This is a genomic window from Achromobacter insuavis (genome assembly GCF_902859645.1).
Classification (GTDB): domain Bacteria; phylum Pseudomonadota; class Gammaproteobacteria; order Burkholderiales; family Burkholderiaceae_B; genus Achromobacter; species Achromobacter insuavis.
Genome location: NZ_CADIJR010000032.1, coordinates 35343 through 59784, shown reverse-complemented (window position 1 = coordinate 59784; position 24442 = coordinate 35343). Strand labels below are relative to the sequence as shown.

The following is a 24442-nucleotide window of genomic DNA, read 5'->3' as shown; positions in this document are numbered from 1 at the left end:
TGTGCGTGTGGCCGCGCGGATTTCCTGGCGGGTTGCGCGGTCGCGTTGCGGTTGGGGCGCGTCTACTTGCGCGGCGGTTCGATCACCGTGCAGGCGGCCGCGCCGGCGGGCGCCAGCGCATCGTCGCCGAGCAACGCGCGCGCGCCGCAGACCGAGCCGAACATGCCCTTGTACTCGTGGCCGACGCCGGTCACTTCGAAGCCGGCGCGGTGCAGCGTCACCGGCCGGTTGCCGCGCGCGGCGACGATGCGTTCGTACTGCAGGTAGGCGGTGCCGCGCGCCAGCCGGGTGGCGCCCTGGGCCTCGGCGCCGCAGGTCTTGTCCAGCAGACGGTGCTCGGGATTGTTGTCGGCGCCGCCCAGCAGGTAGGTGACGTCGCGCGCCGCGTAGCGGATGAACAGGCGCGTGTCGTCGGTTTCCTGCGCGAACGGGGGCAGCTTGTCGGTGCCGTACTTGTACTGGTTGTAGGTCGGGCAGATGCCGCGCTCGTAGGGCGCGTAGCCCTTGCCGTCGGGGCGCGGGCGCTCGCGGGTCAGGTACAGATAGGAGGAGGGATTGGCGACCACGTAGCGCACGGCGATGCCGTCGCGCCGCAGCGGGCCGTCGATCTGGTTCAGCACGGCGTAGCGCTGCACCAGCTGGCCGCCGCCGGAATGGCCGGCCAGCACGATGCCGGCCAGGGTCGGCAGGCGCTTGCGGTCGTCCAGGCTGCGCAGCAGGTCGTCGATGACCTGGAACGCGCTGACCGGCGCCGGCCGGCCGTTGGCCTGCACGCTGTCGTCGCCGTCTTCCCAGCTGGATTTGCGCCAGGCCGCCATGCCGGCGAAGCCCGAATCGATCACGCCGACGAAGCGCGGCGCCAGGATCAGGGTGTCGTTGGCCCGCGCCGGATTGGCGGCCAGCACCGTGGCGGCGGTCTCGTAATAGGCGTCGGCGTTGCGCTTGACGCCGTGGAACACGATCACGATTTGCTTGATATCGCGCAGGTCGCCGCGCGCCAGGTTCCGGTTAGCATAGACCGGTACCTTGTAGCGGTGGCCGGGCTTGCCCAGTTCGAGCGTCTGCCAGCGCGGCACCACCACCCGCTTGGGCGCGGGCACGGGTTCGTCGTAATCGTAGGGATCGGGCAGCGGCGTCTGCGCGCGCGCCGCCAGGGGCAGCAGGGCCGCCAGGGCCAGCGCCGCCGCGCTCCAGGCCCGGCGCGAGCGCAACAGGCGCGGCGCCGGGTACGGCTGTGCGGCGCCGGGTGCGGCGATGCGGCGCATGGCGCGGGCGGGCGTCAGCAGCCCTCGTGGCCCAGCAGTTGCTTGAGCGCGGGCTGGTCCAGGATGCGGACTTCGCGCTGGTTGATGCGGATCAGGCCGTCGCGCGCGAAGCGCGAGAACAGCCGGCTGACCGTTTCCAGCGTCAGGCCGAGATAGTTGCCGATTTCCTCGCGGCTCATGCGCAGCACGAATTCGGTCGACGAGTAGCCCAGCGACGCATAGCGTTGCGACAGGTTGAGCAGGAACGCGGCCAGGCGCTGTTCGGAGCGCATCGAGCCCAGCGACGCCAGCATCTGGTGCGAGCGCGTGATCTCGCGGCTCATCAGGCGGCGGAACTGCTGCTGCAGCGAGGGCAGGTGGGTGGCCACGCGGTCGACTTCGTTCAGGCGGATCACGCAGACTTCGGAGTCTTCCAGGGCCACGGCGGCCGAGACGTGCTTGCCGTCCAGCATGCCGTCCATGCCGACGATCTCGCCGGGCAGGTGGAATCCGGTGATCTGGATCTGGCCGGTGGCGTCTTCGAGCTGCGTTTTCAGGCTGCCGAAGCGCACGCCGTAGACGGCGTCCAGGGGGTGATCCAGCGAATACAGCGTCTTGCCCTTTTCGAGGCGCACGCGCTCTTTCACCAGTTCGTCCAGCTTTTCTACTTCGGCGGCTGCCATCCCGACCGGGACACACACGTGGCCCAACATACACGTGGAACAGTGGGCGGCATCAGGGGCAACGGGAACCCGTTTTTGCATACGATGACCTTTATAGTGCCCGGACCCGGCGGGTAGCCTGGACGGGCTTAAAGCGTGAAGACAGGTACCCATTGTAGTCCGTTGTTACTACGGGTGTCTTACGGGGCGTTTTGCAGCGCATTCCTACGGCGGCATCCGGCCCGGGCGGGCCTGGCGGTAGGTCACCCAGTCATCGCCGTCGATGTCCGTCGCGGTCCCGCGCCACGCCGGGTCGATGGGGTAATACTCGCAGGCCACCGGGGCGGCATCGGGCGCCAGCGGCCGGGCCAGCACCGGCCGGCGCACGAAGCAGCCGGGGCGGTCGGGGGCGTATTCCTCGATCTCATCCATGAGGGCGACCAGGGCCGGGTCGACCTCGTAGAGGTCGCCCAGCACCCGCCGGCCGTCGGCCACCGGGAGCAATCCGGGCCAGTCGCCGAAATCCACCAGCATGCCGGGCACCGTGGCCGGGCCGACGTGGCGCGCCGGCGGCAGGCCGCGGCGCGCGGCGGCCTGCGCCAGGTCATTGATTTCGCCGGCGCGTAGCGTGCCGTAGACAAAAACGTATATGCTCATAGGGCAGATTGTTGCTGTACGCGGATGTGTTAACAGACCCAAATCCCTGCGGCCGACGAGGTATTGAAATTCTCGCATCCGGCCGCATATTCAGGTCATCGAGCCCGCCGGCGCGTATCGGTCAGGCTCACCAACAAGCCACAAACGACCATTATGCGATTCGACAAACTGACCACCAAGTTCCAGCAAGCCCTGGCCGACGCTCAGAGTCTGGCCGCCCGCAACGATCACCCCTACATCGAGCCCGTCCACGTGCTGTCGGCGCTGCTGTCCGACGCCGACAGCGGCGCCGGCAGCCTGCTGGCGCGCGCCGGCGTGGCCGTCAACCGGCTGCAGCCGGCTCTTGACGCCGCGCTCAAGGCGCTGCCCCAGGTGCAGGGCGATGACAACGTCCAGGTCGGCCGCGACCTGCAGGGCGTGCTGACCCGCACCGACAAGGAAGCCGCGCGCCGCGGCGACACCTACATCGCCAGCGAACTGTTCCTGCTGGCCCTGGCCGACGACAAGGGCGAGGCCGGCCGCATCCTGCGCGAAGCGGGCCTGCAGAAAAAAGCCCTCGAGGCCGCCATCGACGCCGTGCGCGGCGGCGAGAACGTATCCGGCGCCGAAGGCGAATCCAACCGCGAGGCCTTGTCCAAGTACACCATGGACCTGACCGAGCGCGCCCGCCAGGGCAAGCTCGACCCGGTCATCGGCCGCGACGACGAAATCCGCCGCACCATCCAGATCCTGCAGCGCCGCACCAAGAACAATCCGGTCCTGATCGGCGAACCCGGCGTGGGCAAGACCGCCATCGTCGAAGGCCTGGCGCAGCGCATCGTCAACGACGAAGTGCCCGAGACCCTGCGCGGCAAGCGCGTGCTGTCGCTCGACCTGGCCGCGCTGCTGGCCGGCGCCAAGTTCCGCGGCGAATTCGAAGAGCGCCTGAAGGCCGTGCTCAAGGAACTGTCGCAGGACGACGGCAGCAACATCGTCTTCATCGACGAGCTGCACACCATGGTCGGCGCCGGCAAGGCCGAGGGCGCGATGGACGCCGGCAACATGCTCAAGCCGGCGCTGGCGCGCGGCGAGCTGCACTGCATCGGCGCCACCACGCTGGACGAATATCGCAAGTACATCGAAAAGGACGCCGCGCTCGAACGCCGCTTCCAGAAGGTGCTGGTCGACGAACCCGATGTCGAGTCCACCATCGCCATCCTGCGCGGCCTGCAGGAACGCTATGAAATCCACCACGGCGTCGAGATCACCGACCCGGCCATCGTGGCCGCGGCCGAACTCTCGCACCGCTACATCACCGACCGCTTCCTGCCCGACAAGGCCATCGACCTGATCGACGAGGCCGGCGCCCGCATCCGCATGGAAATCGACTCCAAGCCGGAAGTGATGGACAAGCTCGACCGCCGCATCATCCAGCTCAAGATCGAGCGCGAGGCCGTCAAGAAGGAAACCGACGACGCCTCCAAGCGCCGCCTGGGCGTGATCGAGGACGAGCTCGAGAAGCTGCAACGCGAGTACAACGACTTCGAGGAAATCTGGAAGGCCGAGAAAGCCGCGGTGCAGGGCACCCAGGCCATCAAGGAAGAGATCGACAGCGTGCGCGCCGAAATGGCCGAGCTGCAGCGCAAGGGCCAGTTCGACAAACTGGCCGAGCTGCAGTACGGCAAGCTGCCCGACCTGGAGGCGCGCCTGAAGGCGGCCGAAGTCGGCGCGGCCCAGGCGGCCGAGGAAGCCGAGGGCGGCGAAGGCCGGCCGCGCCTGCTGCGCACCCGTGTCGGCGCCGAGGAAATCGCCGAGGTCGTGTCGCGCGCCACCGGCATCCCGGTGTCCAAGATGATGCAGGGCGAACGCGAGAAGCTGCTGCACATGGAGGAATACCTGCACAAGCGCGTGGTCGGCCAGGACGAGGCCGTGCGCCTGGTGTCCGATGCCATCCGCCGTTCGCGCGCCGGCCTGGCGGATCCGTCGCGTCCCTATGGGTCGTTCCTGTTCCTGGGCCCCACCGGCGTGGGCAAGACCGAGCTGACGCGCGCGCTGGCCGAGTTCCTGTTCGACTCCGAAGAGCACATGATCCGCATCGACATGAGCGAATTCATGGAGAAGCACTCGGTGGCGCGGCTGATCGGCGCGCCGCCCGGATACGTGGGCTACGAAGAGGGCGGCTACCTGACCGAGGCCGTGCGCCGCAAGCCGTACAGCGTGGTGCTGCTCGATGAAGTCGAGAAGGCCCATCCGGACGTCTTCAACGTGCTGCTGCAGGTGCTGGACGACGGCCGTCTGACCGACGGCCAGGGCCGCACGGTGGACTTCCGCAACACCGTCATCGTGATGACGTCGAACCTGGGTTCGCAGCACATCCAGACGCTGGCCGGCCAGCCGTACGACGTGGTCAAGGAAGTGGTCTGGGGCGAGCTCAAGCAGACGCTGCGGCCCGAGTTCCTGAACCGCATCGACGAAGTGGTGGTGTTCCACGGACTGGAAGCGCAGCACATCGAGTCCATCGCCCGCATCCAGCTGCGCCGCCTGGCCGAGCGCCTGGAAAAGCAGGAGATGCGGCTGGAAGTGACCGAGCCCGCGCTGGCCGAACTGGCCCGCGACGGTTTCGATCCGGTGTTCGGGGCGCGTCCGCTCAAGCGCGCCATCCAGCAGCAGATCGAGAACCCGGTCGCCCGGCTGATCCTGGAAGGCCAGTTCGGTCCGCGCGACGTGGTGCCGGTGGATTGGCGCGACGGCAAGTTCGTGTTCACGCGCACGTTGCAGTAAACCTGGTCACATCGCCCTTTTCGGGCGCACAAAAGAAGCCCCGCAGGCAATTGCTTGCGGGGCTTTGTCTTGGGCGTCGGCGCCGCGGATGCGGCGCCGGCCAACGGTTTCACGGGGTGGCGTAATCCTGCCGCTGGTTGCCCAATTGCCGGCCCAGGCCTTGCAGCGTCCGCAGCACCAGCGCCAGGCCGCGCCGGGTGTCCTCGTCGCGCGACAGCTGGAACAAGCCGCCCAGGCCCGGCGGGCGCGCCTCTTGCAACCCCTGCGCCTGGGCCGCGCGCCAGGCATTGGAGAGGGTCCAGGCCGCGCCCGTGGCCTGTTCCGACAGCGTGCCCAGTTTTTCCACCATGGGCGCATCGAGCAGGTCGACCAGGTCGGACGCCAGCGCCAGCAGGTCGACGATGTTGTCCAGCCGGCCGCTATCGGCCAGCGGTTGCAGCTTGTCCGCCAATTGCGCCAGCGCATCGCCGGGGGGCGGCGTATCGAACGGGACGGTGCGTTGTCCGGCCGTGGGCAGGCTGTTGCCTTGCGGTGTGTTCATAGCATTCCCCTGGCGACGGACCAGTACAGGCCCCGGTTGAAACCGTGCCGCAGCAATCCGCCCAGTTTGGTGGGCGGCGTTGGCCGCACGTCGTGGGTGTAGTCGTACCAGAGCGGCATGCCGGCGTTCAAGCCCATCTGCGCCACCGCCTGGACTCGCCCGTCGTAGACGCTGCAGGGATGGCCCAGCCGGATTTCGCCGGCGATGTTGTTGGCGATGACGGGGGCCTGGTTGTGGCACGAACCGCCGGCCTTGCTGACGGGCAGGTCGACCGTGTCGCCGATCACGTACACGTTCTCCAGGCCGTACACCTGCATGGTCTCGTGGTCGGTGGGCAGCCAGCCTTCGTTGTCCGGCGCCTGCGAAGCGCCGGATTCCAGCACGGCGTCGACCGCGCGGATCGGCGGCGTGGCCATGAGGATGTCGAAAGGTTGCTCGATGCCTTCTTCCGAATAGGCGATGCGCTGGTCGGGATCGACCTTCGCGAGGGTGAAGCCGCGCTGGAACCGGATGCCGCGCTGTTCGAAGATGGCCGGCAGCACCTCGCACGTAGGCTTTTGCAGGAACAGGCAGTTGCGCAGCAGTTGCGAGGTGGTCGGGTAGGTGTAGACGATCTCGACCCGGTCGCGCACGCCGCGGCGGCGCAGGTAGTCGTCGAGCATCAGCGTGGTTTCGATCGGCGCGATGCCGCATTGGTGCGGCACATTGGGCGTCTTGGGAAAGGTGACGCTGACGAATACGCGCCCGCGTTCGATCGTGGCCAGGCGGCCGGCCAGCTGCCGCGCCGGCTCGTACTGGTAGAAATGGTCGCCCGCCTCGCGCAGGCCCTCGATGCGTTCGGGCGCGGGAACACAACCGGTGGCGATGACGAGATAGTCGTAGCCATGGCGCTTGCCGCTGCGCGTGTGCAATTGCTGGGCGTTGAAATCGAAGCGCGTCACCTTGTCGACGCGGAACTCGATTTCAGGCCGCAGCAGGGAACATTCGGGGCGCTTGAGCTCTTCCTGGAAGAACAGGTTGAACGCCACATACATGAAGGCCGGTTTGTAGTAATGATCCGGCGAATCGGACAGCAACATGATGCTGACCTTGCCGGCCGACACTTCGGGATACAGCTTGTGGACCAGTTGGTTGGCCAACATGGTGCCGCCGACCCCGCCACCCACGACAACAATTCGCTTGCTCATAAAAATCCTCCAATGAGAATAATCAGGAACCAAGTGCAGTTGCGCCCTTATATGTAGCAAGTGGGGAGGGGTCGGTCAATCCAGTGGCGCCTTACTGCTTGACCGTCACGAACACGGGATTCGAGTAGAACCACAGGTCGTTGTAGTTGCGCGCATTGATGGCGTTGAAGCGGGCGGCGTTGTCGGTCAGGTCGATCTTGGCGTCCGGCAGCGGTTCGCCGTTGGCGGTCTCGCCGGCCACGTCGGGCGCCAGGTTGGTGCCGCGCAGGCGCAGGTACTGGCTCTTGTCGGCGGTCAGCTTGATCTTGATGACGTTGTAGCCGTCCTTGTCCACGGTCCAGTCCTTGCTCGTGTAGCGGCCCAGCACGCGGGTGCTCGGATTGGTGGCGTTGTCGTATGCCGGCGTGCCGGCGGCGGCGCGGGCGCCGACATCGCCCACGATCAGGTCGACGTGGTGCACGGTCGGCTTGACGTAGGTGGGGTTGCCGCTTTCGATCGGATACTCGTAGTGGTTGCTGGCGGGGCTGCGAAAGCGGATGGTGACTTCCACCTGCTCGCCCTTGGCCGCCGTCAGCTCGCCGCCCATCTGGGCCGTGCCCGACGCGCCCTGCGCCTGGAATTCGAGCGCGTCGATCAGGTCGCCGAAGACGCCGAACAGGCGGCCGCTCTTGAGGCCCGTGACCACCGCGGCCATGTCCTTGCCGTCTTTCCAGACGTAGGTCTTGGCGTATTCGCCCGGCGCGTAGCCGCTGCTGTACTGGCCGGTGGCGTTGATGCGGAAGTGGAAGTCCGAATCGGCCACGGTCCAGATGTGGCGGCCTTCGCCCAGCAGCGCGTCCCAGGTGCCGCCCAGCTTGGCCACCAGGTAGTCGACGCCGCCATAGGTGCGGTTGGGCAGCTTGTCCGGCGTGTAGGCCTCGGCGTAGCCGCCGCGGTCCGGCTCCATCTGGTTGCCGACCATGCCTTCGATGGCGAAGAAGATCGACGGCGCCAGATCATGCATTTCGCGCAGCTGGCCGATGGTGTACTTGCCGGCATAGCGCGACGGGTGGTTCAGCAGCATGTAGCTGTCGGGGTGCTTGTCGCGCAGCCACTTCAGGGCCGTCAGCGAGTCGGCGTGCGTGGTGTACGCGCGCGGCTGGCCGGCCAGGTCGGCGACCAGCTGCGCGTCGAACAGGTTGGCGGCCTTGTTGGTGTACAGGTATTCGAATTCCGCCACGGCGCGCAGCGACTTGGCGGACATCGGGTCGTTGGTGCCGATGCCGATGCCGATGTTGACGTGGTCGTGCGTGGGCATGTCCCATTCGAACGACGAGAAGATGATCTTGCCGGCGTAGCGGCCCGCCGCCTGCGCCTGCTTGATGAACGGCACTTCGTAGCGCGCCATGCCGGTCGAGAACGGGATCGAGCCGCCGGGGATGTTGGCGCCGGTGTTGTCGCGCGCCGACATGCGCAGGTGATTCGAGAGCGCGGCCCAGTCGAGTTTGTAGCGGTCGAAGGCTTGGTCCAGCACGCTCTCCAGGGTGGTCTGGGCGTCGTCGGACTGGATCGTGTGCACGTGCAGGTCGCCGGCGCTCCAGGCGCCGGTCTTCACCGGCGGCGCGGGCTCGGTCACGACCGGCGGCGCGCTCGTGTCGTCATCGTCGTCGCTGCCGCCGCAGGCGCTCAGCAAGGTTACGCAAGCCAGCGACAACGGCATCAGGGCCCGCCGCAGGCGGGTTACTTCGAACTGCATTCCATACTCCAGCGTCATGCGGCCCGCACCGGCGCGGCGCCGCGAAGGCCCGCACTATGCGGGCCGCGAGTGACGCGGGAATGACAGCTTGCCGTTAGCGGGCGCCGTCCGCCGCATCGGCCAGCGCCTGGCGGATGATGGCCTGCGCGGTCCAGCGCGCGACGTCGGTGACGGCCGGCAATTCCAGGCCCCAGATGTCCTTGAGCACCAGGAACACTTCGGTGCCGTAGACCAGCGACAGCGCCTGCGCCACGCGTTCCTGCTGCGCCGGCGGCAGCGCGTCCGCCAGCGGCGCGATGGCGCGCTTGAGAATGTCGACGCGATGGCCGCGCACCAGCCGCGGTTCGTTGCCGGCGCGGCCGGCGCTGGCTTCGGCGTGCTGCTGCAGCGACACCTGGATGGCCGCGCGCAGCGGCGCCTCGTGGGCCGCCAGGCGCGGGTAGGCGAAGCGCAGCAGTTCGTCGACGCGGGTGGCGGCGTCGGGCGCGGTCGAGTCCCAGGCCAGGATCGGCCCCAGGCTTTCGTCGACCACGGCGGCGATCAGCGCGCTCTGGCTCGGGAAGTAGCGGTAGGCGGTGGCGCGCGACACCTGCGCGTGCTCGGCCAGTTCGGCCACCGACGGGGTGATGCCTTGCGCCATCAGGCGCTGCGCCGCGTCCAGCAGGATCTTGCGCATGCGCGCGCGCGGCCCGTGCGGCGGTTCGCCGCTGGCGGCGGCCTGCCGGCTGGCGGGCGCGATCAGGCGCGCCGGGGCGGAGGCCGGCTTGCGCGCGGCGGTCGTGGTTTGACGTGAGACAGGTGTCTCAGTATGATTCTTTCGTCTCATTTCTTGATTCTACAGGGCCACGCGCCCCGGACATATATCGAGGCGCGCACCGAGTGTAGCCGCCCGCGGAGGAGTCATGACGCATTCGAATCGGCGGGTTTTCGTGGCCGCCACCTACGACACCAAGGGCCACGAGGCCGAGTATGTGGTCGATCTGCTCAAGCGCGACGGCCTGGACGTGGTCTCGGTGGACGTGTCCACCACCGGCGCGGCCAGCGCGGCGCAGGTGCAGGCGCGGGAGGTGGCGCGCAGCCACCCGCAGGGCGAGCAGGCCGTGTTCACGGGCGACCGTGGCAGCGCCATCGCCGCCATGGCGCTGGCGTTCGAGCGCTATGCCGCCGCCAACCCCGATATCGGCGCCTTGCTGGGCCTGGGCGGCTCCGGCGGCACCGCGTTGATCACCCCGGCCATGCGCGCGCTGCCCATCGGCGTGCCCAAGCTGATGGTCTCGACCATGGCGTCGGGCAACGTTGCGCCCTACGTTGGCCCGTCCGACATCGCGATGATGTACTCCGTGACCGACGTGGCCGGCCTGAACCGCATCTCGCGCCGCGTGCTGGCCAATGCCGCCGGCGCCATCGGCGGCGCCTTCCGCCTGGCCGCCACGGCCATGGGCGGCGACAGCCAGCCGGCCGTCGGCATCACCATGTTCGGCGTCACCACCGCCTGCGTGCAGCAGGTCACGCCGCTGCTCGAATCGCGCTATGACTGCCTGGTGTTCCACGCCACCGGCACCGGCGGCCAGTCGATGGAAAAACTGCTCGACAGCCATCTGCTGTCCGGCGTGCTGGACCTGACCACCACCGAGGTCTGCGACTTCCTGTTCGGCGGCGTGCTGGCCTGCACCGAGGACCGCTTCGGCGCCGTGGCCCGCACCCGCGCGCCCTACGTCGGCTCTTGCGGCGCGCTCGACATGGTCAATTTCGGCGCCATGGATTCGGTGCCCGAGCGCTACCAGGGCCGCACCTTCTACCCCCACAACCCGCAGGTGACGCTGATGCGCACCACCGTGGAAGAAAACCGCCGCCAGGGCGAGTGGATCGCCGACAGGCTGAACCGCTGCGACGGTCCGGTGCGTTTCCTGATTCCGGAAGGCGGCGTGTCGGCGCTGGACGCGCCGGGCCAGGCGTTCTGGGACCCGCAGGCCGACGCCGCGCTGTTCGACGCGCTGGAGTCGCGGCTGGTGCAGACCGCCAACCGCCGCCTGGTGCGCGTGCCGCGCCACATCAACGACCCGCTGTTCGCCCGCGCCGCGGTCGAGCAGTTTCTCGACATCGCAACACACTGAGGATTTCCGCCATGCCGCGCTTCGACCGTAACCAACTGCTGGACAAGTTCCGCGCCATGGTGCGCGCCCGCACCCCCATCGTGGGCGGCGGCGCCGGCACCGGACTGTCCGCCAAGTGCGAGGAAGCGGGCGGCATCGACCTGATCGTGATCTACAACTCGGGCCGCTACCGCATGGCCGGGCGCGGCTCGCTGGCCGGCCTGCTGGCCTACGGCAACGCCAACGAGATCGTGGTCGACATGGGCCGCGAAGTGCTGCCGGTGGTCAAGCACACGCCGGTGCTGGCCGGCGTCAACGGCACCGATCCGTTCTGCGACTTCGACGTGTTCCTGGACGACCTCAAGCGCCAGGGCTTTGCCGGCGTGCAGAACTTTCCCACCGTCGGCCTGATCGACGGCACCTTCCGCGCCAACCTGGAAGAGACCGGCATGGGCTATGCGCTGGAAGTGGACATGATCCGCCTGGCGCACGAAAAAGGCATGCTGACCACGCCGTACGTCTTCAACGAGGACGACGCCGTGGCCATGACGCAGGCCGGCGCCGACATCATCGTGGCGCACATGGGCCTGACCACCGGCGGTTCGATCGGCGCCGAGACCGCGCTGACGCTGGACGATTGCGTGGCCGCCATCGACCGCATCGCCGCGGCCGCGCTGGCCGTGCGTCCGGACGTGATCGTGCTGTGCCACGGCGGCCCCATCGCCACGCCCGAGGACGCCGCCCACGTCCTGCGCCATTGCCGGCATTGCCATGGTTTCTACGGCGCCAGCTCGATGGAGCGCCTGCCCACCGAACAGGCGCTGACCGCCGCCACCCGCGAGTTCAAGCAACTGACTTTCTGACAGGAGTCCGCATGCCGCATACCGTCTACACCAGCGCCATCGTCCAGGCGCCGCTGGCCAAGGTCTGGCCGCAGTTCCGTGATTTCAATGGCCTGGCGGGATGGCATCCCGGCATCGCCCAGAGCCGCCTGGAAGAGGGCGGCCGCCACGATGCGGTCGGCTCGGTGCGCTATCTGTCGCTCAAGCCCTCGGGCTTCGTGCGCGAGCAGCTGCTGATGCTGGACGACCCCGGCACGGCGCTGCGCTACTCGATCATCGAGACCGACCTGCCGATGCGCGACTACGTCGCCGGCGTCACCCTGACGGCGATCACCGAGAGCGGCGCCACGCTGGTGGAATGGTGGGCCGATTTCCGCGTCGAGGACGGCGCCGACCTGCAGGCGGTGGCCACCGCCGTGGGGCAGGGCGTGTTCGCCGCCGGCCTGGCCGCGCTGGACGAGAAGCTGCGCGGCTGAACGGCGCCTGCCGCCACGGAGGCCAGCACGGCGTTGCCGCCTCCGCTCAACCGCGCCTGCGCGCCGCGCCCGCCGCCAGCCGGCAACCGGCCGGCAGCGCCGCGCCGCGCAGATAATCGCGGATGGCGCGGATCAGCGCCTCGGCCGCCGGGCTCAGCGCGTATTCCTTGTGGCGGATGATGCACATCGTGCGCACCACCGTCGGCCGCGCCAGCAGCGCGTAGGCCAGTTCCGGCTCCATCACGCGCTGCGCCGCCAGCGCGGGCAGCAGCGCCACGCCCATGCCGGCCTTCACCAGCGCCGCCTGCGAGGTGGTGCTGGAGGCCTCATAGAAGGGCGCCGCCGCCTCGATCGGCAGATCGGCCCGGGCGCGCAGCAGCGCCATGATGCCGGTCTCGTCCACCACGCCCACCAGCTTGCGGCCGGCCAGGTCGGCCCAGCGCATGGCGCCGTCGCGGCCCGGCCGCAGGCTGGCGTCGTCGCGCCGGTACAGCACGCCGAAGCGGTCTTCCAGCAGCGGATCGAAATGCAGGCCGGGCGCGTCGGCCCAGCGGCTGGTCAGGCCGAAGTCGACCTCGCGCGTGCTCACCTTGCGCTGGATGCGGCCGGAATTGTCGTCGCTGAGATACAGGCGGATGGCGGGATACTGCGCCGAGAACACCGCCGCCGCCGGCGCGATGAGCTGCGTGATGGCCGACGGCGCGGCGGCCACGCCGACGCGGCCGCGCTCCAGCGCGCCAAAGCGCACCACGTCCTCGATCACGCCATCGAAATCGGCCAGCAGGCGCATCACGCGCGGCAGGAATTCCTCGCCCGCCGCGGTCAGCAGCACGCGCCGGCTGGTGCGCGCGAACAGCTGCGTGGCCAGCGCCTCTTCCAGCTGCCGCACCAGGCTGGTCACGGACGACTGGGTCTGGAACAGGCGCTTGCCCGCGTGCGTGAAGCTGGACTCCTGCGCCACGGCGACGAACGCGGTCAGGTGCTTGAGGGTGACGTGCTTGGGCAGGCGATGCATTTCAAAATGAGATAGATGGATCAGTAAAAACAATTTTTGCAGATTGATCCGGCGGACGATACTAGGGGCTTCATCAAGCACAGGGGCGCCCGCGGGCGTCCCGCGAGCGGCCGGCGTCCAAACCGGCCCCATCAAGGCGGAAGTTGCATGCAGGAAAATCTGGATCTGGTGATTGAGGGCGGCTGGCTGATCGACGGCCTGGGCGGACCGCGCCGGCGCGCCGACGTCGGCATCCGCGGCGAGCGCATCGCCGCCATCGGCGATCTGTCGGCCATGCCGGCCGGCCGGCGCATCGACGCCGGCGGCAAGATCGTCGCCCCCGGCTTCATCGACACCCACGGCCACGACGACCTGATGTTCGTGGAAAAGCCGGGCCTGGAATGGAAGACCAGCCAGGGCATCACCTCGGTGGTGGTCGGCAACTGCGGCATCAGCGGCGCGCCGGCGCCCTTGCCCGGCAATACCGCCGCGGCGCTGGCGCTGCTGGGCGATTCGCCGCTGTTCACGGACATGGCCGCGTACTTCGGCGCGCTGCAGGCGCAGCGGCCGATGATCAACGTGGCCGCGCTGGTGGGCCACGCCAATCTGCGCCTGGCCGCCATGCGCGATCCGGCGGCCCAGCCCACCGAAGCGGAACAGCAGGCCATGGAGCGCATGCTGGCCGAGGCGCTGGCGGCCGGCGCGGCGGGCTTCAGCACGGGCCTGGCCTACCAGCCCGGCGGCGTCGCCGAGGCCGCCGAGCTGGACGGCCTGGCGCGGGTGGCCGCGGCGCGCGGCGCGCTGCATACCAGCCACATCCGCAACGAAGGCGACGCGGTCGAGGCCGCGGTCGACGAGGTGCTGTCGGTCGGCCGCCGCACCGGCTGCGCCACGGTGCTGTCGCACCACAAATGCATGATGCCCGCCAACTGGGGCAAGAGCGCGGCCACGCTGGCCAACATCGACCGCGCCCGCGCCGACGGCGTGGACGTGGCGCTGGACATCTATCCCTATCCCGGCAGCTCCACCATCCTGATTCCGGAGCGCGCCGACCAGATCGACGACATCCGCATCACCTGGTCGACCCCGCATCCGGAATGCGGCGGCCAGTCGCTGGCCGAGATCGCCGCGCGCTGGGACTGCGACCCGGTCACGGCCGCGCGCCGCCTGTGTCCCGCCGGCGCGATCTACTTCGCCATGGATGAAAACGAGGTGCGCCGCATCTTCCAGCACGAGTGCTGCATGGTGGGCTCCGACGGCCTGCCCAACGACGCGCATCCGCATCCGCGCCTGTGGGGCAGCTTCACGCGCGTGCTGGGCCGCTATGTGCGCGAGGCCGAGCTGCTGACGCTGGAGGCGGCGGTGGCCAAGATGACGGCGCTGCCGGCGCGCGTGTTCGGCCTGGCGGACCGGGGCCGGCTGGCCGTCGGCGCCTGGGCCGACGTGGTGGTGTTCGACGCCGACACGGTGCGCGACCGCGCCACCTGGGACGCGCCGACGCTGGCCTCGGCCGGCATCGAGCACGTGCTGGTCAACGGCTGCCCGGTGTTTCCGGCGGCGCCCGAGACGCAGCGCCCCGGCAGGATATTGCGCCGCGATGCCAGCATCGCGGGCGCGCCCCCGATTTCCCCATAACAAGCAGAACCGATCCCCACAGGAGACAACCCCCATGATCCGCAAGACTTGCGTCGCCCTGGCGCTGGCCGCCCTGTTGCCGGCGGCCCACGCCGAATTCCCCGACCGTCCCATCACCTTGATCGTGCCGTTCCCGGCCGGCGGTCCCACCGACATCGTCGGTCGGCTGGCCGCGGCCAAGGCCGGCGAGATCCTGGGGCAGCAGATCGTGGTGGAGAACCGCACCGGGGCGTCCGGCACCATCGGCATGGCCGCCACCGCGCGCGCCAAGCCGGATGGCTACACCGTGGGCCTGGCGACCGTCAGCACCCACGGCACCGCGCCGCACCTGTTCCCGAACCTGGCCTACGACCCGGTCAAGGACTTCACGCCGGTCAGCAACCTGGTGACCAGCCCCAACATCCTCAGCGTCAATCCTCAATACCCGGCCAAGACCCTGGCGGAATTCGTCTCGCACGTGCGCGCCAATCCGGGCAAGGACGGCTACGCCAATGCCGGCGCCGGCGGCATCAACGACCTGGGCATGATCTGGTTCCTGCAGATCACGGGCGGCAAGATGAACAGCATCTCCTACCGCGGGTCGGCGCCGGCGCTGACCGACACGGTGGGCGGGGTGGTGCCGGTGATCTTCGACAACTTCCCGTCGTCGCTGCCGTACATCAAGAGCAAGCACCTGCGTCCGCTGGCGATTACCGGCGCGGCGCGCAATCCGCGCCTGCCGGACGTGCCGACCTTCGCCGAGCAGGGCTACAAGGACTACGACGTCACCGCCTGGTATGGCGTGGTGGGGCCGGCCGGCATGCCGGCCGACGTGCGCGACAAGCTGGCGCAGGCCTTCGCCAAGGCGGTGCGCGACCCCGCCACCGCGGCCAAGATGGAGGAAACCGGCGCGTTCCCGCTGGGCAACACGCCGGCCGAATTCGGCGCGCAGATCCGCGCCGAGCGCGATCGCTGGAAGACCGTGATCGACCAGGCGCAGATCAAGCTGCAATAGGCTGGAGCGCGGCGCGGCCGGCCCCTGGGCCGGCGGCCTCAGTACACGTCGCGGCGGTAGCGGCCGTCGTGCCGCAGCGCCTGCAGCGGCTCGTCGCCGAGGATGTCGCGCAGCGCGGCATCGACGCCGCCGGCCATGCCTTGCAGGCTGCCGCAGACGTAGATCGCCGCGCCTGCGGCGATCCAGGCGCGCACAGCGCCGGCCTGCTCCAGCAGGCGGTGCTGCACATAGCGGCGCTCGGGCTGGTCGCGCGAATACACCCGGTCCAGGCGGGCCAGCGTGCCGTCCTCGCGCCAGGCGTCGAGTTCGGCGCCGCAGAAGCGGTCATGCGCGGCGTTGCGTTCGCCGAACAACAGCCAGTTGCGCGAGTGCCCGGCGGCGCGGCGCGCCTTGATCAGGGCGCGCAGGCCGGCGAGCCCGGTGCCGTTGCCGATCAGGATCAGAGGCCGGCTGTCGGCCGGCGCGTGGAAATTGCGGTTGCCGCGGATCCGCAAGTCGATCGGATCGCCCACTTGCGCGATCTCGGTCAGCCAGCCGCTGCCCACGCCCAGCGCGCCATCGGCGCCGCGCATCTGGCGCACCAGCAGTTGCAGCGCGCCGTCGGCCGGCAGCGAGGCGATCGAATATTCGCGGTGCGGCTGCGGCGCGCCGTCGCGCGTCAGGCGCGGGCCGATTTCGGCGATATCGCCGGCCAGCCAGACCGGCGCGCCGGCGGCGGGCGGCGCCAGCGTCAGCAGGTAGCACGGGCCGCCCTGGCTGCCGGGGTTGAGCAGTTCGCGGCCGGCGAGCCGCCAGGACGCATAGGCCGGCGCTTCCCAATCGGGCAGGTCGCCGCGGCCGGCCAGCAGGCCCAGGTGATGCTGCCAGTGGCGCAGGTCCGCCGGATTGCCGTCGTCGACCTCGACCCGGTCGAACAGCGGCGTGGCGCCGTGCCGCCGCAGCCATTCGTCGAGGCGGCGGCCGAAGCCGCAGAAATGGGCGTATTCGCTGTCTCCCAGCGCCAGCACCGCGTATCGCAGGCCGCCCAGCGACGGCGTCGCGGCCTGCATCGTCTGGCTGGCGAAGGCCGCGGCCGCGTCGGGGGGATCGCCTTCGCCGTAGGTGCTGGCGATGAACAGGATGCGCCGGCTGGCGGCCAGGCGCGCGCCATCCAGTTGCGCCAGCGGCGCGACGCGCACGGCCAGGCCGCCGGCCTGGAGCGACTGCGCGGTCTGCGCCGCCAGCGCTTCGGCATAGCCGGTCTGGCTGGCGTAGGCCACCAGGATGGCGTCGTCTCCCTGGGGCGCGTCCAGCTCGCGCAGGGCCCGCGCCGCCAGGGCCTGGCGCCGCCGCGCACGATGCCACGCCCAGCCGCACAGCAGCAGCCAGGCCAGCACCACGCACGCGGCGGCGATCCAGCGGGACGTCATGATTCAGCGCGCGACGGCCAGGGCCTGGAAGGCCGCGCTGGCATCGACGCGGTAGCCGTCGGCGTCGCGCATGATGAACAGCGCCGCCAGGCGGTGGCGTTCGGCGTAGGCCAGCCCATCGCGTTCGCCGAGCACCGTCAGCGCGGTGGCCAGCGCATCGGCCTGCATGCAGTAGGCGTGCAGCACGGTGGCCGAGGCGACGCCGTTGCGCACCGGCTGGCCGCTGCGCGGGTCGATGGTGTGGGCATAGCGGGCATCGCCTTCGCCGGCATAGCGGCGGTAGTCGCCCGAGGTGGCGATGGCCAGGTCGCGCAGCGGCAGGGCCAGCGCGTGGGCGTCGCTGCCGTCGGGCACTTCCACCGCGACGCGCCAGGGCTGGCCGTCGGGGCGCTGGCCGCGCGCGCGCAGCTCGCCGCCCACCTCGACCAGGTAATCGGTCAGGCCGAGCGCGTCCAGCGCCTGCGCGGCGCGGTCCACGCCATAGCCCTTGGCGATGGAAGACAGATCGAGATAGATGCCGCCCGGCTGGTGCGCGGCCTGGCGCGCGGGGTCCAGGGCCACGCGGCGCCAGCCGCAACGCGCGCGGGCGGCGTCGATCGCGGCCGGCGAGGGCGGCTCGAAGCCGCGCTGCCACGGGCCGAAGCCCCAGGCGTTGACCAGCGGGCCGACCGTCGGGTCATAGGCGCCATCGCTGTCTTCGGCCAACGCCAGCGCGTGGCGCAGCACGTGGAAGAAGGCGGCCGGCAGTTCGCGCCAGCCGGGGCCGGCGCGGTTGTAGCGGCTGATGTCGGATTCGGCTTCCCAGGTGCTCATCTGCGCCACCACCTCGTCCAGCGCGGCCTGGATCGCCTGGCGCGCGGCCGCTTCGTCGCGGCCGGCCGGCAGCGCCAGCCGCGCCGACCAGGTGGTGCCCATGGTGGCGCCCGCCAGCGCGGCGGCGCGCGCCGGCAGGCCACCGAAGCTCACGCGCGGCGCGGCCATGACCGCGCCGCGCGGCGCATAGGAAGGCGTGTCCGACATGCCGGCGGCAACCGTCAGGGTTGCAGCACTTCGACGGTGCCGGCGTACGACAGGCGGCGCTTCTTGGCCTGCGCCACCGTCACCTTGGCGTCTTCGGTGCCGGCTTCCACCCAGTACAGGCCCGGCTGCGGCCACTTGACCGAGAACTTGCCGTCCTTGTCGGTCTTGACGGCGATCTCGCCGACCTTGTCGCGGTAGCGGGCGCCGCCCGGCACGAGGGTCACGTCGAGGTCGGCGGCGGGCTTGCCGTCCAGCAGCATCTGGAAGCTGGCGGATTCGCCGCTGTACAGGTCGTTCGGGTGCGTCACCGGCGCCAGCTCCAGGCCGCGGCCCACGGGCTTGACGGCGCTGGGCTTGCCGGCGGTGACGAAGGTTTCGACGCGGCCCAGGCTCTGCGTGACTTCCAGGTCGGCGGCGTTGGCCGGCACGGCCTGCGCCAGGCCCTCGGGCTTGCCGAAGTAGCGCTTGGGCTTGCCGTCTTCCTTCCAGCGCGCGAACACGCCGTCGTTGACCATGGCGATGCGGTAGGTGCCGCTCTGCTTGAGCTGCAGGTCGAAGGTGCTGCGCAGCTTGCCGCGGTTCAGGTTCTCGGCCTCGGCGGCGGAGCCGTCCGGTGCCACCACGGCCAGGCCGTCCAGGCGCAGCGGCGCGTGGTTGAAGTAGAACTTGTCGTTGCCGACGGCGGCGTCCACGGTGATCCAGCTGTCGGTGCCGGACAGCACCGTCGAGGACGGCACCATCCAGACGTCATGGGCCTGCGCGGCGAAAGGCAGGCTCAGGGCCAGGGCGGCGGCCAGTTTGGCGGCGGATTTCATGGTGGCTTTCCTCAGGGTCAGGGTTTCAGGTCCAGGGCGATGGCGCCCAGTTCGTGTTCGCCGCGCGCGGTCAATTGCTCGGCCTTCTGCGGCGGCCACTGGAAGGGAATGCGCAGCAGCTCGCGGCCGCCGACTTCGCGCGCCGCTTCCACCACCACCGCGTACTGGCCCGGCTTCAGGCTGGCCAGCGGCTTGGCGGCGGCGTCGAATTGCAGGGCGTGCTTGCCGACCGGCTTGGTGGCGCCGCTGACGCCGTCCACCGGGAAGGTCTGGTTGCGGCCGCTGCGGCGCCACCACTGGCGCATGTCCTTGAGCCACTCGGTGCCTTCGTTGTTCTTCTTGGCCACGTCGTACCAGACCGCCAGGTCGGCGGCCACGCTCTGGTCGGGATTCTCGATCCAGATCGCGACGTAGGGGCGGTGGTATTCGGCCACGTCCAGGCGCGGCACCTCGATGGACAGGCCGATGTCGGCGGCATGGGCCGTTCGGGCGATCAGGCCGGCCAGCATGGCCGACAACAACAGCTTGCGCATGGATATCTCCAGGGCGGATCGAATGGATCAGTGAATGAAAAGCAGCGCCAGCACCAGCGGGATGACGACGCCGAGGCCGACCATGGGCCAGGTGGCGCCGCGGTTGCCCGCGTGCATCTTGAGCAGCACCAGCCCGGTCAGGGCAAAGACCAGACAGGCGATGGCGAAGATATCGAGGAACCAGCTCCAGGCCTGGCCGGTATTGCGGCCCTTGTGCAGGTCATTGAGATAGGCGATCCAGCCGCGGTCGGTGCGTTCGTATTCGATATCGCCGCTGGCGCGGTCGATGGACAGCCAGGCGTCGCCGCCGGCGCGCGGCAGCGACAGGTAGACCTCGTCGGCCGACCATTCGGCCGGCTTGCCGCCGGTGGCGGTGTCCAGTTCGCGGTCGAGCCATTGGACGACCGCGGCGGGCAGGGGGCCTTTCTTCTGGCCGGCGGGCGCCGCCAGCTGGGCCAGCACGGGCTCGGGCAGGCGCGCTTCGCGGTTGGTGACGCGGGCCCTGGCTTCGATGTGGGAGGCGTTGTTCAGGGTCAGCCCGGTCACCGCGAACAGCAGCATGCCCAGCAGGCACAGCGCCGAGCTGATCCAGTGCCATTGGTGCAGCGTCTTGAGCCAGTAGGCCCGGCGGCGGGGGGAGGCGTGACTGTCCATGGTGGGGGGAAAATACAAGGGCCGGAGTCTAACACTCAATGAGAATGAATCTTATAAAACACATCGTTAATGTGGGAAGGAAATTTCAATCAGTTTCGGACTGGTCGCGGGCGGGGATAAGATAGGTCACCCGTTACACACCACCGGAGGTCGTCATGCTTGACTCGCAAGTCGTGGATCAGATCGGTCGTCACTGGGGTTGGGTGGCATTGCGCGGCGTCGTCGCCATCCTGTTCGGCCTGATGGCCATGTTCATGCCGGCGATCACGCTGTCGGCGCTGGTGCTGGTGTGGGGCGCGTTCGCGCTGGCCGATGGCGTGCTGGCGCTGATCGCCGGTATCCGCATCCGCGACCAGGGCAAACCGTTGTGGGCCTTGATCATCGTCGGCCTGCTGGGGGTGGCGGCCGGCATCGTGACGTTCCTGTGGCCGGGCCTGACGGCGCTGATCCTGCTCTACATCATCGCCATCTGGGCGCTGGTGGCCGGCGTGTTCCAGATCGCCGCCGCGATACGCTTCCGCAAGGACATCCGCAACGAATGGTTCCTGGGGCTGTCGGGGCTGGTGTCGATCCTGTTCGGCGCCATGCTGATCATGCAGCCGGGAGCGGGCGCGCTGGCGCTGGTCTGGGTCATCGGTATCTATGCCGTGTTCTTTGGCATACTGCTGCTGGTCTTTTCCTTGCGCCTCAAGCAGCACCGCGCGCCCTGAGCCCATGTCCGCCTACCAGACCCTGATCCCCCTGAATTTCCTGGCCGTGGGCCTGGGCGCCATGTGCGGCGCGTGGGCCCGCTGGCTCGTCAGCCTGTGGCTCAACACCGAGGCCTGGCCCTGGGGCACGCTGGCGGCCAATCTGGCGGGCGGCTACCTGGTCGGCCTGGTGCTGGCGCTGGTGGCCGGCCATCCCGAATGGCCGGCCTGGGTGCGGCTGGCGGCCGTCACCGGCTTCATGGGCGGCTTGACCACGTTCTCGACCTTCTCGGCCGAGACCGTGGCCATGCTGGAGCGCGGCGCGTACGCCGGCGCGCTGGGCTACGCCGGCATCAGCCTGATCGGATCGTTGTTGCTGACCGGCCTGGGGCTGGCCACCGTCAGCGTGCTGCGCTGACGCGCGGATTCAGCACCCGCGCCGCTTCCAGGCCGCTGCGCACGGCGCCTTCCAGCACCCCGGGGTAGCCGGTGTCGGTCCAGTCTCCCGCCAGGGCCAGCGTGGGCCAGGGGGTGCTGTTCAACGGCCGGGTCAGGCCCGGCACCGCCGCGAAGGTGGCTCGCTTCTCGATGAACAATTCCGCCGAGGTCACTTCCGGCATCGGCGGCAGCCGCTGCGGATGGCCGGCGGCCTGTTCGGCCACCTGGTCGATCAGGGCCTCGATGGCCTGCTGGCGGTTGCGGTCGGCCAGGCTGGTGGCGACGCTGGCGACCACCGCCAGTTCGCCGGCCTGGGCATCGCCGGCCAGCTGCGCGCGGTCGAACAGCCATTGGCCGACGTGGCCGCGGGCCGGTTCCTCGCGCAGCATCATCATGGGCTCGGGCAGCCGCCAGGGGCCGGCCAGGCGCAGGTTGAGCGTCGCGATCGGCAGGTAGTCGAAGGCGCGCAGCGCGTCCAGCAGGCCGGTCGCGCCGGCCGCCCGCAGCGGCGCTTCCAGCAGGCGCGCGGCGAAGGTCGGCGGCACCGCCAGCACGGCGGCGTCGAAGCGTTCCTGGTTGATGTCGATGCCGTCTTCGGACGGCCGCAACTGGCGCACCGTGCTGCCATAGCGCATGGTGACCTGGCGCGCGGCGGCGTCCGGCCACAGCGCCGACAGGTCGGTGCAGGGCAGCAGCAGGTCGCTGTCCTCGCGGCTGCCGGCCAGGCTGTCGCGCAGCACGCGGGCGAACAGGCCGGCGCTGGCGCTGGCCACGGGCGTGTTCAGGGCGGCCAGGCAGAGCGGTTCCCAGACCTGGCGGATCAGGGCGTCGGACTGGCCGTGGTAGTGCAGCAGCTGCTGCACGGTCCAGTCGCGCGGCGGCGTCCAGGACATGGCGCGCAGGCCGCGCATCAGGCGCAGCGTGGCGAAGCGGTCGGACCACGACAGGCCGCGCGCGCCCAGGATCGCCACCGCCATGTGCAGGGGCGCGGGCAGGCGCGGCGCCGACAGCCGGAAACGGCCGTCCAGGCTGGCCAGCCGCAGCGACCGGCGCATCAGCAGGGCATCCGGGTTGCGGCCCACTCGGCGCATCAGCGCCAGGGTGTGTTTGTAGGCGCCGGACAGCAGGTGCTGGCCGTTGTCCAGCGGCGATTCGAAGCCATCGTGGAACACGCGCCGGGCGCGGCCGCCGGGCGTGTGGCCGGCTTCGAAGACGGTGACCTTGGCGCCGGCCTCGCGCAGGGCGACGCTGGCCGCCAGGCCCGCCCAGCCGGCGCCGATGACCGCCGCCTTCACCGTGCCAACCGGCGGACCAGTCCGCGTCCGCCGCCCACCCAGGTCTTCCACGCCAGCCACAGCTTGCGCAGCGGGGTCAGCGAGATGCGCTGGTGCAGCACCTGCCAGTTGTCGCGCTCGATCTCGTCGAGCAGCGCGTGATAGATCGCCGCCATCATCAGGCCGGGGCGCTGCGCGCGCCGGTCGACCTCGGGCAGGCTGCGCATCGCCTCGCGGTACAGCTCGCGGGCGCGTTCGGCCTGGAACTTCATCAGGGCCGAGAAGCGCTCGGAATATTCGCCATTCAGGATGTCCGAGGCCTTGACCTCGAACTGCTGCATGTCGTTGACCGGGATGTAGATGCGGCCGCGGCGGGCGTCGTCGCCCACGTCGCGGATGATGTTGGTCATCTGGAACGCCAGGCCGAGCTTTTCGGCGTAGACCAGCGTGGCCGGATCGGTATAGCCGAACACGCCGGCCGACAGCTCGCCCACCACGCCGGCGGCGTGCCAGCAATATTTGCGCAGGCCGGGCCAGTCCAGGTAGCGGGTCTGGTCGAGGTCCATTTCCATGCCGTCGATCACCGCCAGCAGGCGTTCGCGCGTGATCGAACAGCTCTGCAGGTGCGGCAGCAGCGCGCGGGTCACGGGATGGTCGGGCTTGCCGTCGAACATCTGGTCGACCTGCGTGCGCCACCACGCCAGCTTGATGCGCGCCAGCGACGGATCGGTGCATTCGTCGACCACGTCGTCGACCTCGCGGCAATAGGCGTACAGCGCCGTGATGGCGCGACGCCGCTCGGGCGGCAGGAACAGGAAGGAATAGTAGAAGCTGGAACCGCTCTTGGCGGCTTTCTCCTGGCAGTACTCGTCAGGGGTCATAGTTGGCAGGGCCGTTTACTTACTTGATGGAGCGCCACAGCATGATGGCCCAGTCCTTGGCGCCCAATTCGGGTCGGTTCATGAATACATCGTAGCCGCTCGCCTCGATCCGCTCCAGCACGCGCAGCCCGCCTTGCACCACCAGGCGCAGCTCCAGGCCGATACGGCCCGGCAGGCGGCGCGCCAGCGGAGCGCCGAAGTGTAGCAGCGCGCGGGTGCGTTCGACCTGGAACGCCATCAGCGCGCGCCAGGCCGGCGTCAGGCGGCAGGCCGCCAGGTCCTCTTCCGAGATGTCGAAGCGGCGCAGGTCTTCCTGCGGCAGGTAGACGCGGTGCTTGTGCCAATCGACCCGCACATCCTGCCAGAAGTTCACCAGCTGCAGCCCGGTGCAGATGGCGTCCGACTGCTCCACGTTCTGTGGATCGGCGGCCTCGAACAGGTGCAGCATCAGCCGCCCGACCGGGTTGGCCGAGCGGGTGCAGTAGTCGGCCAGCGTGGCGTAGTCGTCGTAGCGCTTGACGCCGATGTCCTGCTCGAAGGCCGACAACAGGTCGTAGAACGGCGTGATGGGCAACTGGTGGCGGGCGATGGTGGCGGCCAGCGGCACGAAGATGCCGGCCAGTTCGGGCGCGCCGGGCGCGGGCACGGCGCCCGGTTCGGCGCCGATGCGGTGCAGTTCGGCGCGGAACGCCGCCAGTTGGGCCAGCCGCTCGTCGTCGCTGGCGCTGCCTTCGTCGGCGATGTCGTCCGCCGCCCGGGCGAACCGGTACAGATCGGTCACGGCGCCGCGCAGCCTGCGCGGCAGCAGCAGCGAGGCGACGGGAAAATTCTCGTAGTGATCGATGGGCATGGTCTGGTCCTGCTTTCTGACTGCGGTCTGGCCGCGCGGGCCGGATTACGGTCATTTTA

General features: G+C 69.7%; 24 protein-coding genes. 8 read left to right on the top strand and 16 right to left on the bottom strand.

What is annotated here, in order from left to right:
* Nucleotides 1–62: 62 nt before the first annotated feature.
* The 3 genes from H0523_RS17085 to H0523_RS17075 all read right to left on the bottom strand — a co-directional run bounded on the left by H0523_RS17085 (nucleotide 63) and on the right by H0523_RS17075 (nucleotide 2563).
* Nucleotides 63–1265 carry a hypothetical protein gene (locus H0523_RS17085; RefSeq protein ID WP_231689764.1) on the bottom strand — a complete coding sequence of 401 codons (1203 nt, stop codon included), beginning with the start codon at nucleotides 1263–1265 and terminating at the stop codon, nucleotides 63–65.
* Nucleotides 1266–1279: 14 nt separating this feature from the next.
* Nucleotides 1280–2008, bottom strand: a complete 729-nt coding sequence (gene fnr / locus H0523_RS17080) for a fumarate/nitrate reduction transcriptional regulator Fnr (protein ID WP_006396083.1) — start codon at nucleotides 2006–2008, stop codon at nucleotides 1280–1282.
* A 123-nt stretch (nucleotides 2009–2131) separates the two neighbouring features.
* Complete coding sequence (locus H0523_RS17075) at nucleotides 2132–2563, bottom strand: gamma-glutamylcyclotransferase family protein (protein WP_054430225.1); 432 nt, start codon at nucleotides 2561–2563, stop codon at nucleotides 2132–2134.
* Between the two features lie 153 nt (nucleotides 2564–2716).
* Between H0523_RS17075 and clpB the strand changes: the two genes are divergently transcribed.
* Nucleotides 2717–5323 carry an ATP-dependent chaperone ClpB gene (gene clpB, locus H0523_RS17070; protein WP_054430223.1) on the top strand — a complete coding sequence of 869 codons (2607 nt, stop codon included), beginning with the start codon at nucleotides 2717–2719 and terminating at the stop codon, nucleotides 5321–5323.
* Between the two features lie 109 nt (nucleotides 5324–5432).
* Here the strand turns inward: clpB and H0523_RS17065 are convergent, their stop codons facing one another.
* The 4 genes from H0523_RS17065 to H0523_RS17050 all read right to left on the bottom strand — a co-directional run bounded on the left by H0523_RS17065 (nucleotide 5433) and on the right by H0523_RS17050 (nucleotide 9462).
* Nucleotides 5433–5864: a helical membrane plugin domain-containing protein gene (locus tag H0523_RS17065; RefSeq protein WP_054430221.1), complete on the bottom strand. Its 432-nt coding sequence runs from the start codon at nucleotides 5862–5864 to the stop codon at nucleotides 5433–5435.
* Nucleotides 5861–7051: an NAD(P)/FAD-dependent oxidoreductase gene (locus H0523_RS17060; RefSeq protein WP_054430216.1), complete on the bottom strand. Its 1191-nt coding sequence runs from the start codon at nucleotides 7049–7051 to the stop codon at nucleotides 5861–5863. The genes H0523_RS17065 and H0523_RS17060 overlap by 4 nt, the downstream gene beginning before the upstream one ends.
* 91 nt (nucleotides 7052–7142) lie before the next feature.
* Nucleotides 7143–8786 carry a CehA/McbA family metallohydrolase domain-containing protein gene (locus H0523_RS17055; protein WP_054430214.1) on the bottom strand — a complete coding sequence of 548 codons (1644 nt, stop codon included), beginning with the start codon at nucleotides 8784–8786 and terminating at the stop codon, nucleotides 7143–7145.
* A gap of 94 nt (nucleotides 8787–8880) precedes the next feature.
* Nucleotides 8881–9462, bottom strand: a complete 582-nt coding sequence (locus tag H0523_RS17050) for a TetR/AcrR family transcriptional regulator (RefSeq protein ID WP_369817053.1) — start codon at nucleotides 9460–9462, stop codon at nucleotides 8881–8883.
* 226 nt (nucleotides 9463–9688) lie between these two features.
* On the opposite strand from H0523_RS17050, the gene H0523_RS17045 reads away from it, so the two are divergent.
* From H0523_RS17045 to H0523_RS17035, 3 genes are read left to right on the top strand one after another with little or no spacing between them, the layout of a single operon-like run.
* On the top strand, nucleotides 9689–10900 hold the full coding sequence (locus H0523_RS17045) for a Tm-1-like ATP-binding domain-containing protein (RefSeq protein WP_054430212.1): 1212 nt from the start codon (nucleotides 9689–9691) through the stop codon (nucleotides 10898–10900).
* An 11-nt stretch (nucleotides 10901–10911) separates the two neighbouring features.
* Entirely contained in the window at nucleotides 10912–11742 is an 831-nt protein-coding gene (locus tag H0523_RS17040; RefSeq protein ID WP_054430208.1) for a phosphoenolpyruvate hydrolase family protein, read from the top strand.
* A gap of 11 nt (nucleotides 11743–11753) precedes the next feature.
* The gene (locus tag H0523_RS17035) at nucleotides 11754–12197 is read left to right on the top strand and encodes an SRPBCC family protein (protein ID WP_054430203.1); all 444 of its coding nucleotides are present in this window, start codon (nucleotides 11754–11756) and stop codon (nucleotides 12195–12197) included.
* Nucleotides 12198–12243: 46 nt separating this feature from the next.
* Here H0523_RS17035 and H0523_RS17030 read toward each other — a convergent pair whose 3' ends face one another.
* A complete protein-coding gene (locus tag H0523_RS17030; protein ID WP_054430202.1) occupies nucleotides 12244–13212 on the bottom strand; it encodes a LysR family transcriptional regulator in 969 nt (322 codons plus the stop codon).
* A 147-nt stretch (nucleotides 13213–13359) separates the two neighbouring features.
* Here H0523_RS17030 and H0523_RS17025 point away from each other — a divergent pair, with 147 nt between their 5' ends.
* Together H0523_RS17025 and H0523_RS17020 are read left to right on the top strand one after the other, a co-directional pair.
* Nucleotides 13360–14826 carry an N-acyl-D-glutamate deacylase gene (locus H0523_RS17025; RefSeq protein ID WP_054430199.1) on the top strand — a complete coding sequence of 489 codons (1467 nt, stop codon included), beginning with the start codon at nucleotides 13360–13362 and terminating at the stop codon, nucleotides 14824–14826.
* A 34-nt stretch (nucleotides 14827–14860) separates the two neighbouring features.
* Complete coding sequence (locus tag H0523_RS17020; RefSeq protein ID WP_054430197.1) at nucleotides 14861–15820, top strand: tripartite tricarboxylate transporter substrate binding protein BugE; 960 nt, start codon at nucleotides 14861–14863, stop codon at nucleotides 15818–15820.
* Nucleotides 15821–15858: 38 nt separating this feature from the next.
* Here H0523_RS17020 and H0523_RS17015 read toward each other — a convergent pair whose 3' ends face one another.
* The 5 genes from H0523_RS17015 to H0523_RS16995 are packed head-to-tail and all read right to left on the bottom strand — an operon-like array spanning nucleotide 15859 to nucleotide 20251.
* The gene (locus H0523_RS17015; RefSeq protein WP_054430196.1) at nucleotides 15859–17229 is read right to left on the bottom strand and encodes a sulfite reductase subunit alpha; all 1371 of its coding nucleotides are present in this window, start codon (nucleotides 17227–17229) and stop codon (nucleotides 15859–15861) included.
* Between the two features lie 3 nt (nucleotides 17230–17232).
* A complete protein-coding gene (locus H0523_RS17010; protein ID WP_082404408.1) occupies nucleotides 17233–18249 on the bottom strand; it encodes an FAD:protein FMN transferase in 1017 nt (338 codons plus the stop codon).
* A 14-nt stretch (nucleotides 18250–18263) separates the two neighbouring features.
* Entirely contained in the window at nucleotides 18264–19064 is an 801-nt protein-coding gene (locus tag H0523_RS17005; RefSeq protein ID WP_054430192.1) for a DUF4198 domain-containing protein, read from the bottom strand.
* A 17-nt stretch (nucleotides 19065–19081) separates the two neighbouring features.
* Nucleotides 19082–19597, bottom strand: a complete 516-nt coding sequence (locus tag H0523_RS17000) for a DUF2271 domain-containing protein (RefSeq protein ID WP_054430191.1) — start codon at nucleotides 19595–19597, stop codon at nucleotides 19082–19084.
* Nucleotides 19598–19624: 27 nt separating this feature from the next.
* Nucleotides 19625–20251 carry a PepSY-associated TM helix domain-containing protein gene (locus H0523_RS16995; RefSeq protein ID WP_054430189.1) on the bottom strand — a complete coding sequence of 209 codons (627 nt, stop codon included), beginning with the start codon at nucleotides 20249–20251 and terminating at the stop codon, nucleotides 19625–19627.
* Between the two features lie 155 nt (nucleotides 20252–20406).
* Here H0523_RS16995 and H0523_RS16990 point away from each other — a divergent pair, with 155 nt between their 5' ends.
* Both H0523_RS16990 and crcB read left to right on the top strand, forming a co-directional pair.
* Nucleotides 20407–20961: an HdeD family acid-resistance protein gene (locus tag H0523_RS16990; RefSeq protein WP_054430188.1), complete on the top strand. Its 555-nt coding sequence runs from the start codon at nucleotides 20407–20409 to the stop codon at nucleotides 20959–20961.
* Between the two features lie 4 nt (nucleotides 20962–20965).
* Nucleotides 20966–21358, top strand: a complete 393-nt coding sequence (crcB, locus tag H0523_RS16985; RefSeq protein ID WP_054430187.1) for a fluoride efflux transporter CrcB — start codon at nucleotides 20966–20968, stop codon at nucleotides 21356–21358.
* Here crcB and hpnE read toward each other — a convergent pair.
* The 3 genes from hpnE to hpnC are packed head-to-tail and all read right to left on the bottom strand — an operon-like array spanning nucleotide 21342 to nucleotide 24383.
* Nucleotides 21342–22673 (bottom strand): hydroxysqualene dehydroxylase HpnE, encoded by a 1332-nt coding sequence (gene hpnE, locus H0523_RS16980; protein ID WP_054430182.1) that lies wholly within the window; start codon nucleotides 22671–22673, stop codon nucleotides 21342–21344. The genes crcB and hpnE overlap by 17 nt on opposite strands.
* Nucleotides 22670–23533 (bottom strand): presqualene diphosphate synthase HpnD, encoded by an 864-nt coding sequence (gene hpnD / locus H0523_RS16975; RefSeq protein WP_054430176.1) that lies wholly within the window; start codon nucleotides 23531–23533, stop codon nucleotides 22670–22672. The genes hpnE and hpnD overlap by 4 nt, the downstream gene beginning before the upstream one ends.
* 19 nt (nucleotides 23534–23552) lie before the next feature.
* Entirely contained in the window at nucleotides 23553–24383 is an 831-nt protein-coding gene (gene hpnC, locus H0523_RS16970; protein WP_054430174.1) for a squalene synthase HpnC, read from the bottom strand.
* Nucleotides 24384–24442: the final 59 nt, after the last annotated feature.

Excerpts from the sequence above, each read along its gene's own strand:
- H0523_RS17085 (WP_231689764.1), bottom strand. The coding sequence starts at position 1,265 with ATGCGCCGCATCGCCGCACCCGGCGCCGCACAGCCGTACCCGGCGCCG.
- fnr (WP_006396083.1), bottom strand. The coding sequence starts at position 2,008 with ATGCAAAAACGGGTTCCCGTTGCCCCTGATGCCGCCCACTGTTCCACG.
- H0523_RS17075 (WP_054430225.1), bottom strand. The coding sequence starts at position 2,563 with ATGAGCATATACGTTTTTGTCTACGGCACGCTACGCGCCGGCGAAATC.
- clpB (WP_054430223.1), top strand. The coding sequence starts at position 2,717 with ATGCGATTCGACAAACTGACCACCAAGTTCCAGCAAGCCCTGGCCGAC.
- H0523_RS17065 (WP_054430221.1), bottom strand. The coding sequence starts at position 5,864 with ATGAACACACCGCAAGGCAACAGCCTGCCCACGGCCGGACAACGCACC.
- H0523_RS17060 (WP_054430216.1), bottom strand. The coding sequence starts at position 7,051 with ATGAGCAAGCGAATTGTTGTCGTGGGTGGCGGGGTCGGCGGCACCATG.
- H0523_RS17055 (WP_054430214.1), bottom strand. The coding sequence starts at position 8,786 with ATGCAGTTCGAAGTAACCCGCCTGCGGCGGGCCCTGATGCCGTTGTCG.
- H0523_RS17050 (WP_369817053.1), bottom strand. The coding sequence starts at position 9,462 with ATGCGCAAGATCCTGCTGGACGCGGCGCAGCGCCTGATGGCGCAAGGC.
- H0523_RS17045 (WP_054430212.1), top strand. The coding sequence starts at position 9,689 with ATGACGCATTCGAATCGGCGGGTTTTCGTGGCCGCCACCTACGACACC.
- H0523_RS17040 (WP_054430208.1), top strand. The coding sequence starts at position 10,912 with ATGCCGCGCTTCGACCGTAACCAACTGCTGGACAAGTTCCGCGCCATG.
- H0523_RS17035 (WP_054430203.1), top strand. The coding sequence starts at position 11,754 with ATGCCGCATACCGTCTACACCAGCGCCATCGTCCAGGCGCCGCTGGCC.
- H0523_RS17030 (WP_054430202.1), bottom strand. The coding sequence starts at position 13,212 with ATGCATCGCCTGCCCAAGCACGTCACCCTCAAGCACCTGACCGCGTTC.
- H0523_RS17025 (WP_054430199.1), top strand. The coding sequence starts at position 13,360 with ATGCAGGAAAATCTGGATCTGGTGATTGAGGGCGGCTGGCTGATCGAC.
- H0523_RS17020 (WP_054430197.1), top strand. The coding sequence starts at position 14,861 with ATGATCCGCAAGACTTGCGTCGCCCTGGCGCTGGCCGCCCTGTTGCCG.
- H0523_RS17015 (WP_054430196.1), bottom strand. The coding sequence starts at position 17,229 with ATGACGTCCCGCTGGATCGCCGCCGCGTGCGTGGTGCTGGCCTGGCTG.
- H0523_RS17010 (WP_082404408.1), bottom strand. The coding sequence starts at position 18,249 with ATGTCGGACACGCCTTCCTATGCGCCGCGCGGCGCGGTCATGGCCGCG.
- H0523_RS17005 (WP_054430192.1), bottom strand. The coding sequence starts at position 19,064 with ATGAAATCCGCCGCCAAACTGGCCGCCGCCCTGGCCCTGAGCCTGCCT.
- H0523_RS17000 (WP_054430191.1), bottom strand. The coding sequence starts at position 19,597 with ATGCGCAAGCTGTTGTTGTCGGCCATGCTGGCCGGCCTGATCGCCCGA.
- H0523_RS16995 (WP_054430189.1), bottom strand. The coding sequence starts at position 20,251 with ATGGACAGTCACGCCTCCCCCCGCCGCCGGGCCTACTGGCTCAAGACG.
- H0523_RS16990 (WP_054430188.1), top strand. The coding sequence starts at position 20,407 with ATGCTTGACTCGCAAGTCGTGGATCAGATCGGTCGTCACTGGGGTTGG.
- crcB (WP_054430187.1), top strand. The coding sequence starts at position 20,966 with ATGTCCGCCTACCAGACCCTGATCCCCCTGAATTTCCTGGCCGTGGGC.
- hpnD (WP_054430176.1), bottom strand. The coding sequence starts at position 23,533 with ATGACCCCTGACGAGTACTGCCAGGAGAAAGCCGCCAAGAGCGGTTCC.
- hpnC (WP_054430174.1), bottom strand. The coding sequence starts at position 24,383 with ATGCCCATCGATCACTACGAGAATTTTCCCGTCGCCTCGCTGCTGCTG.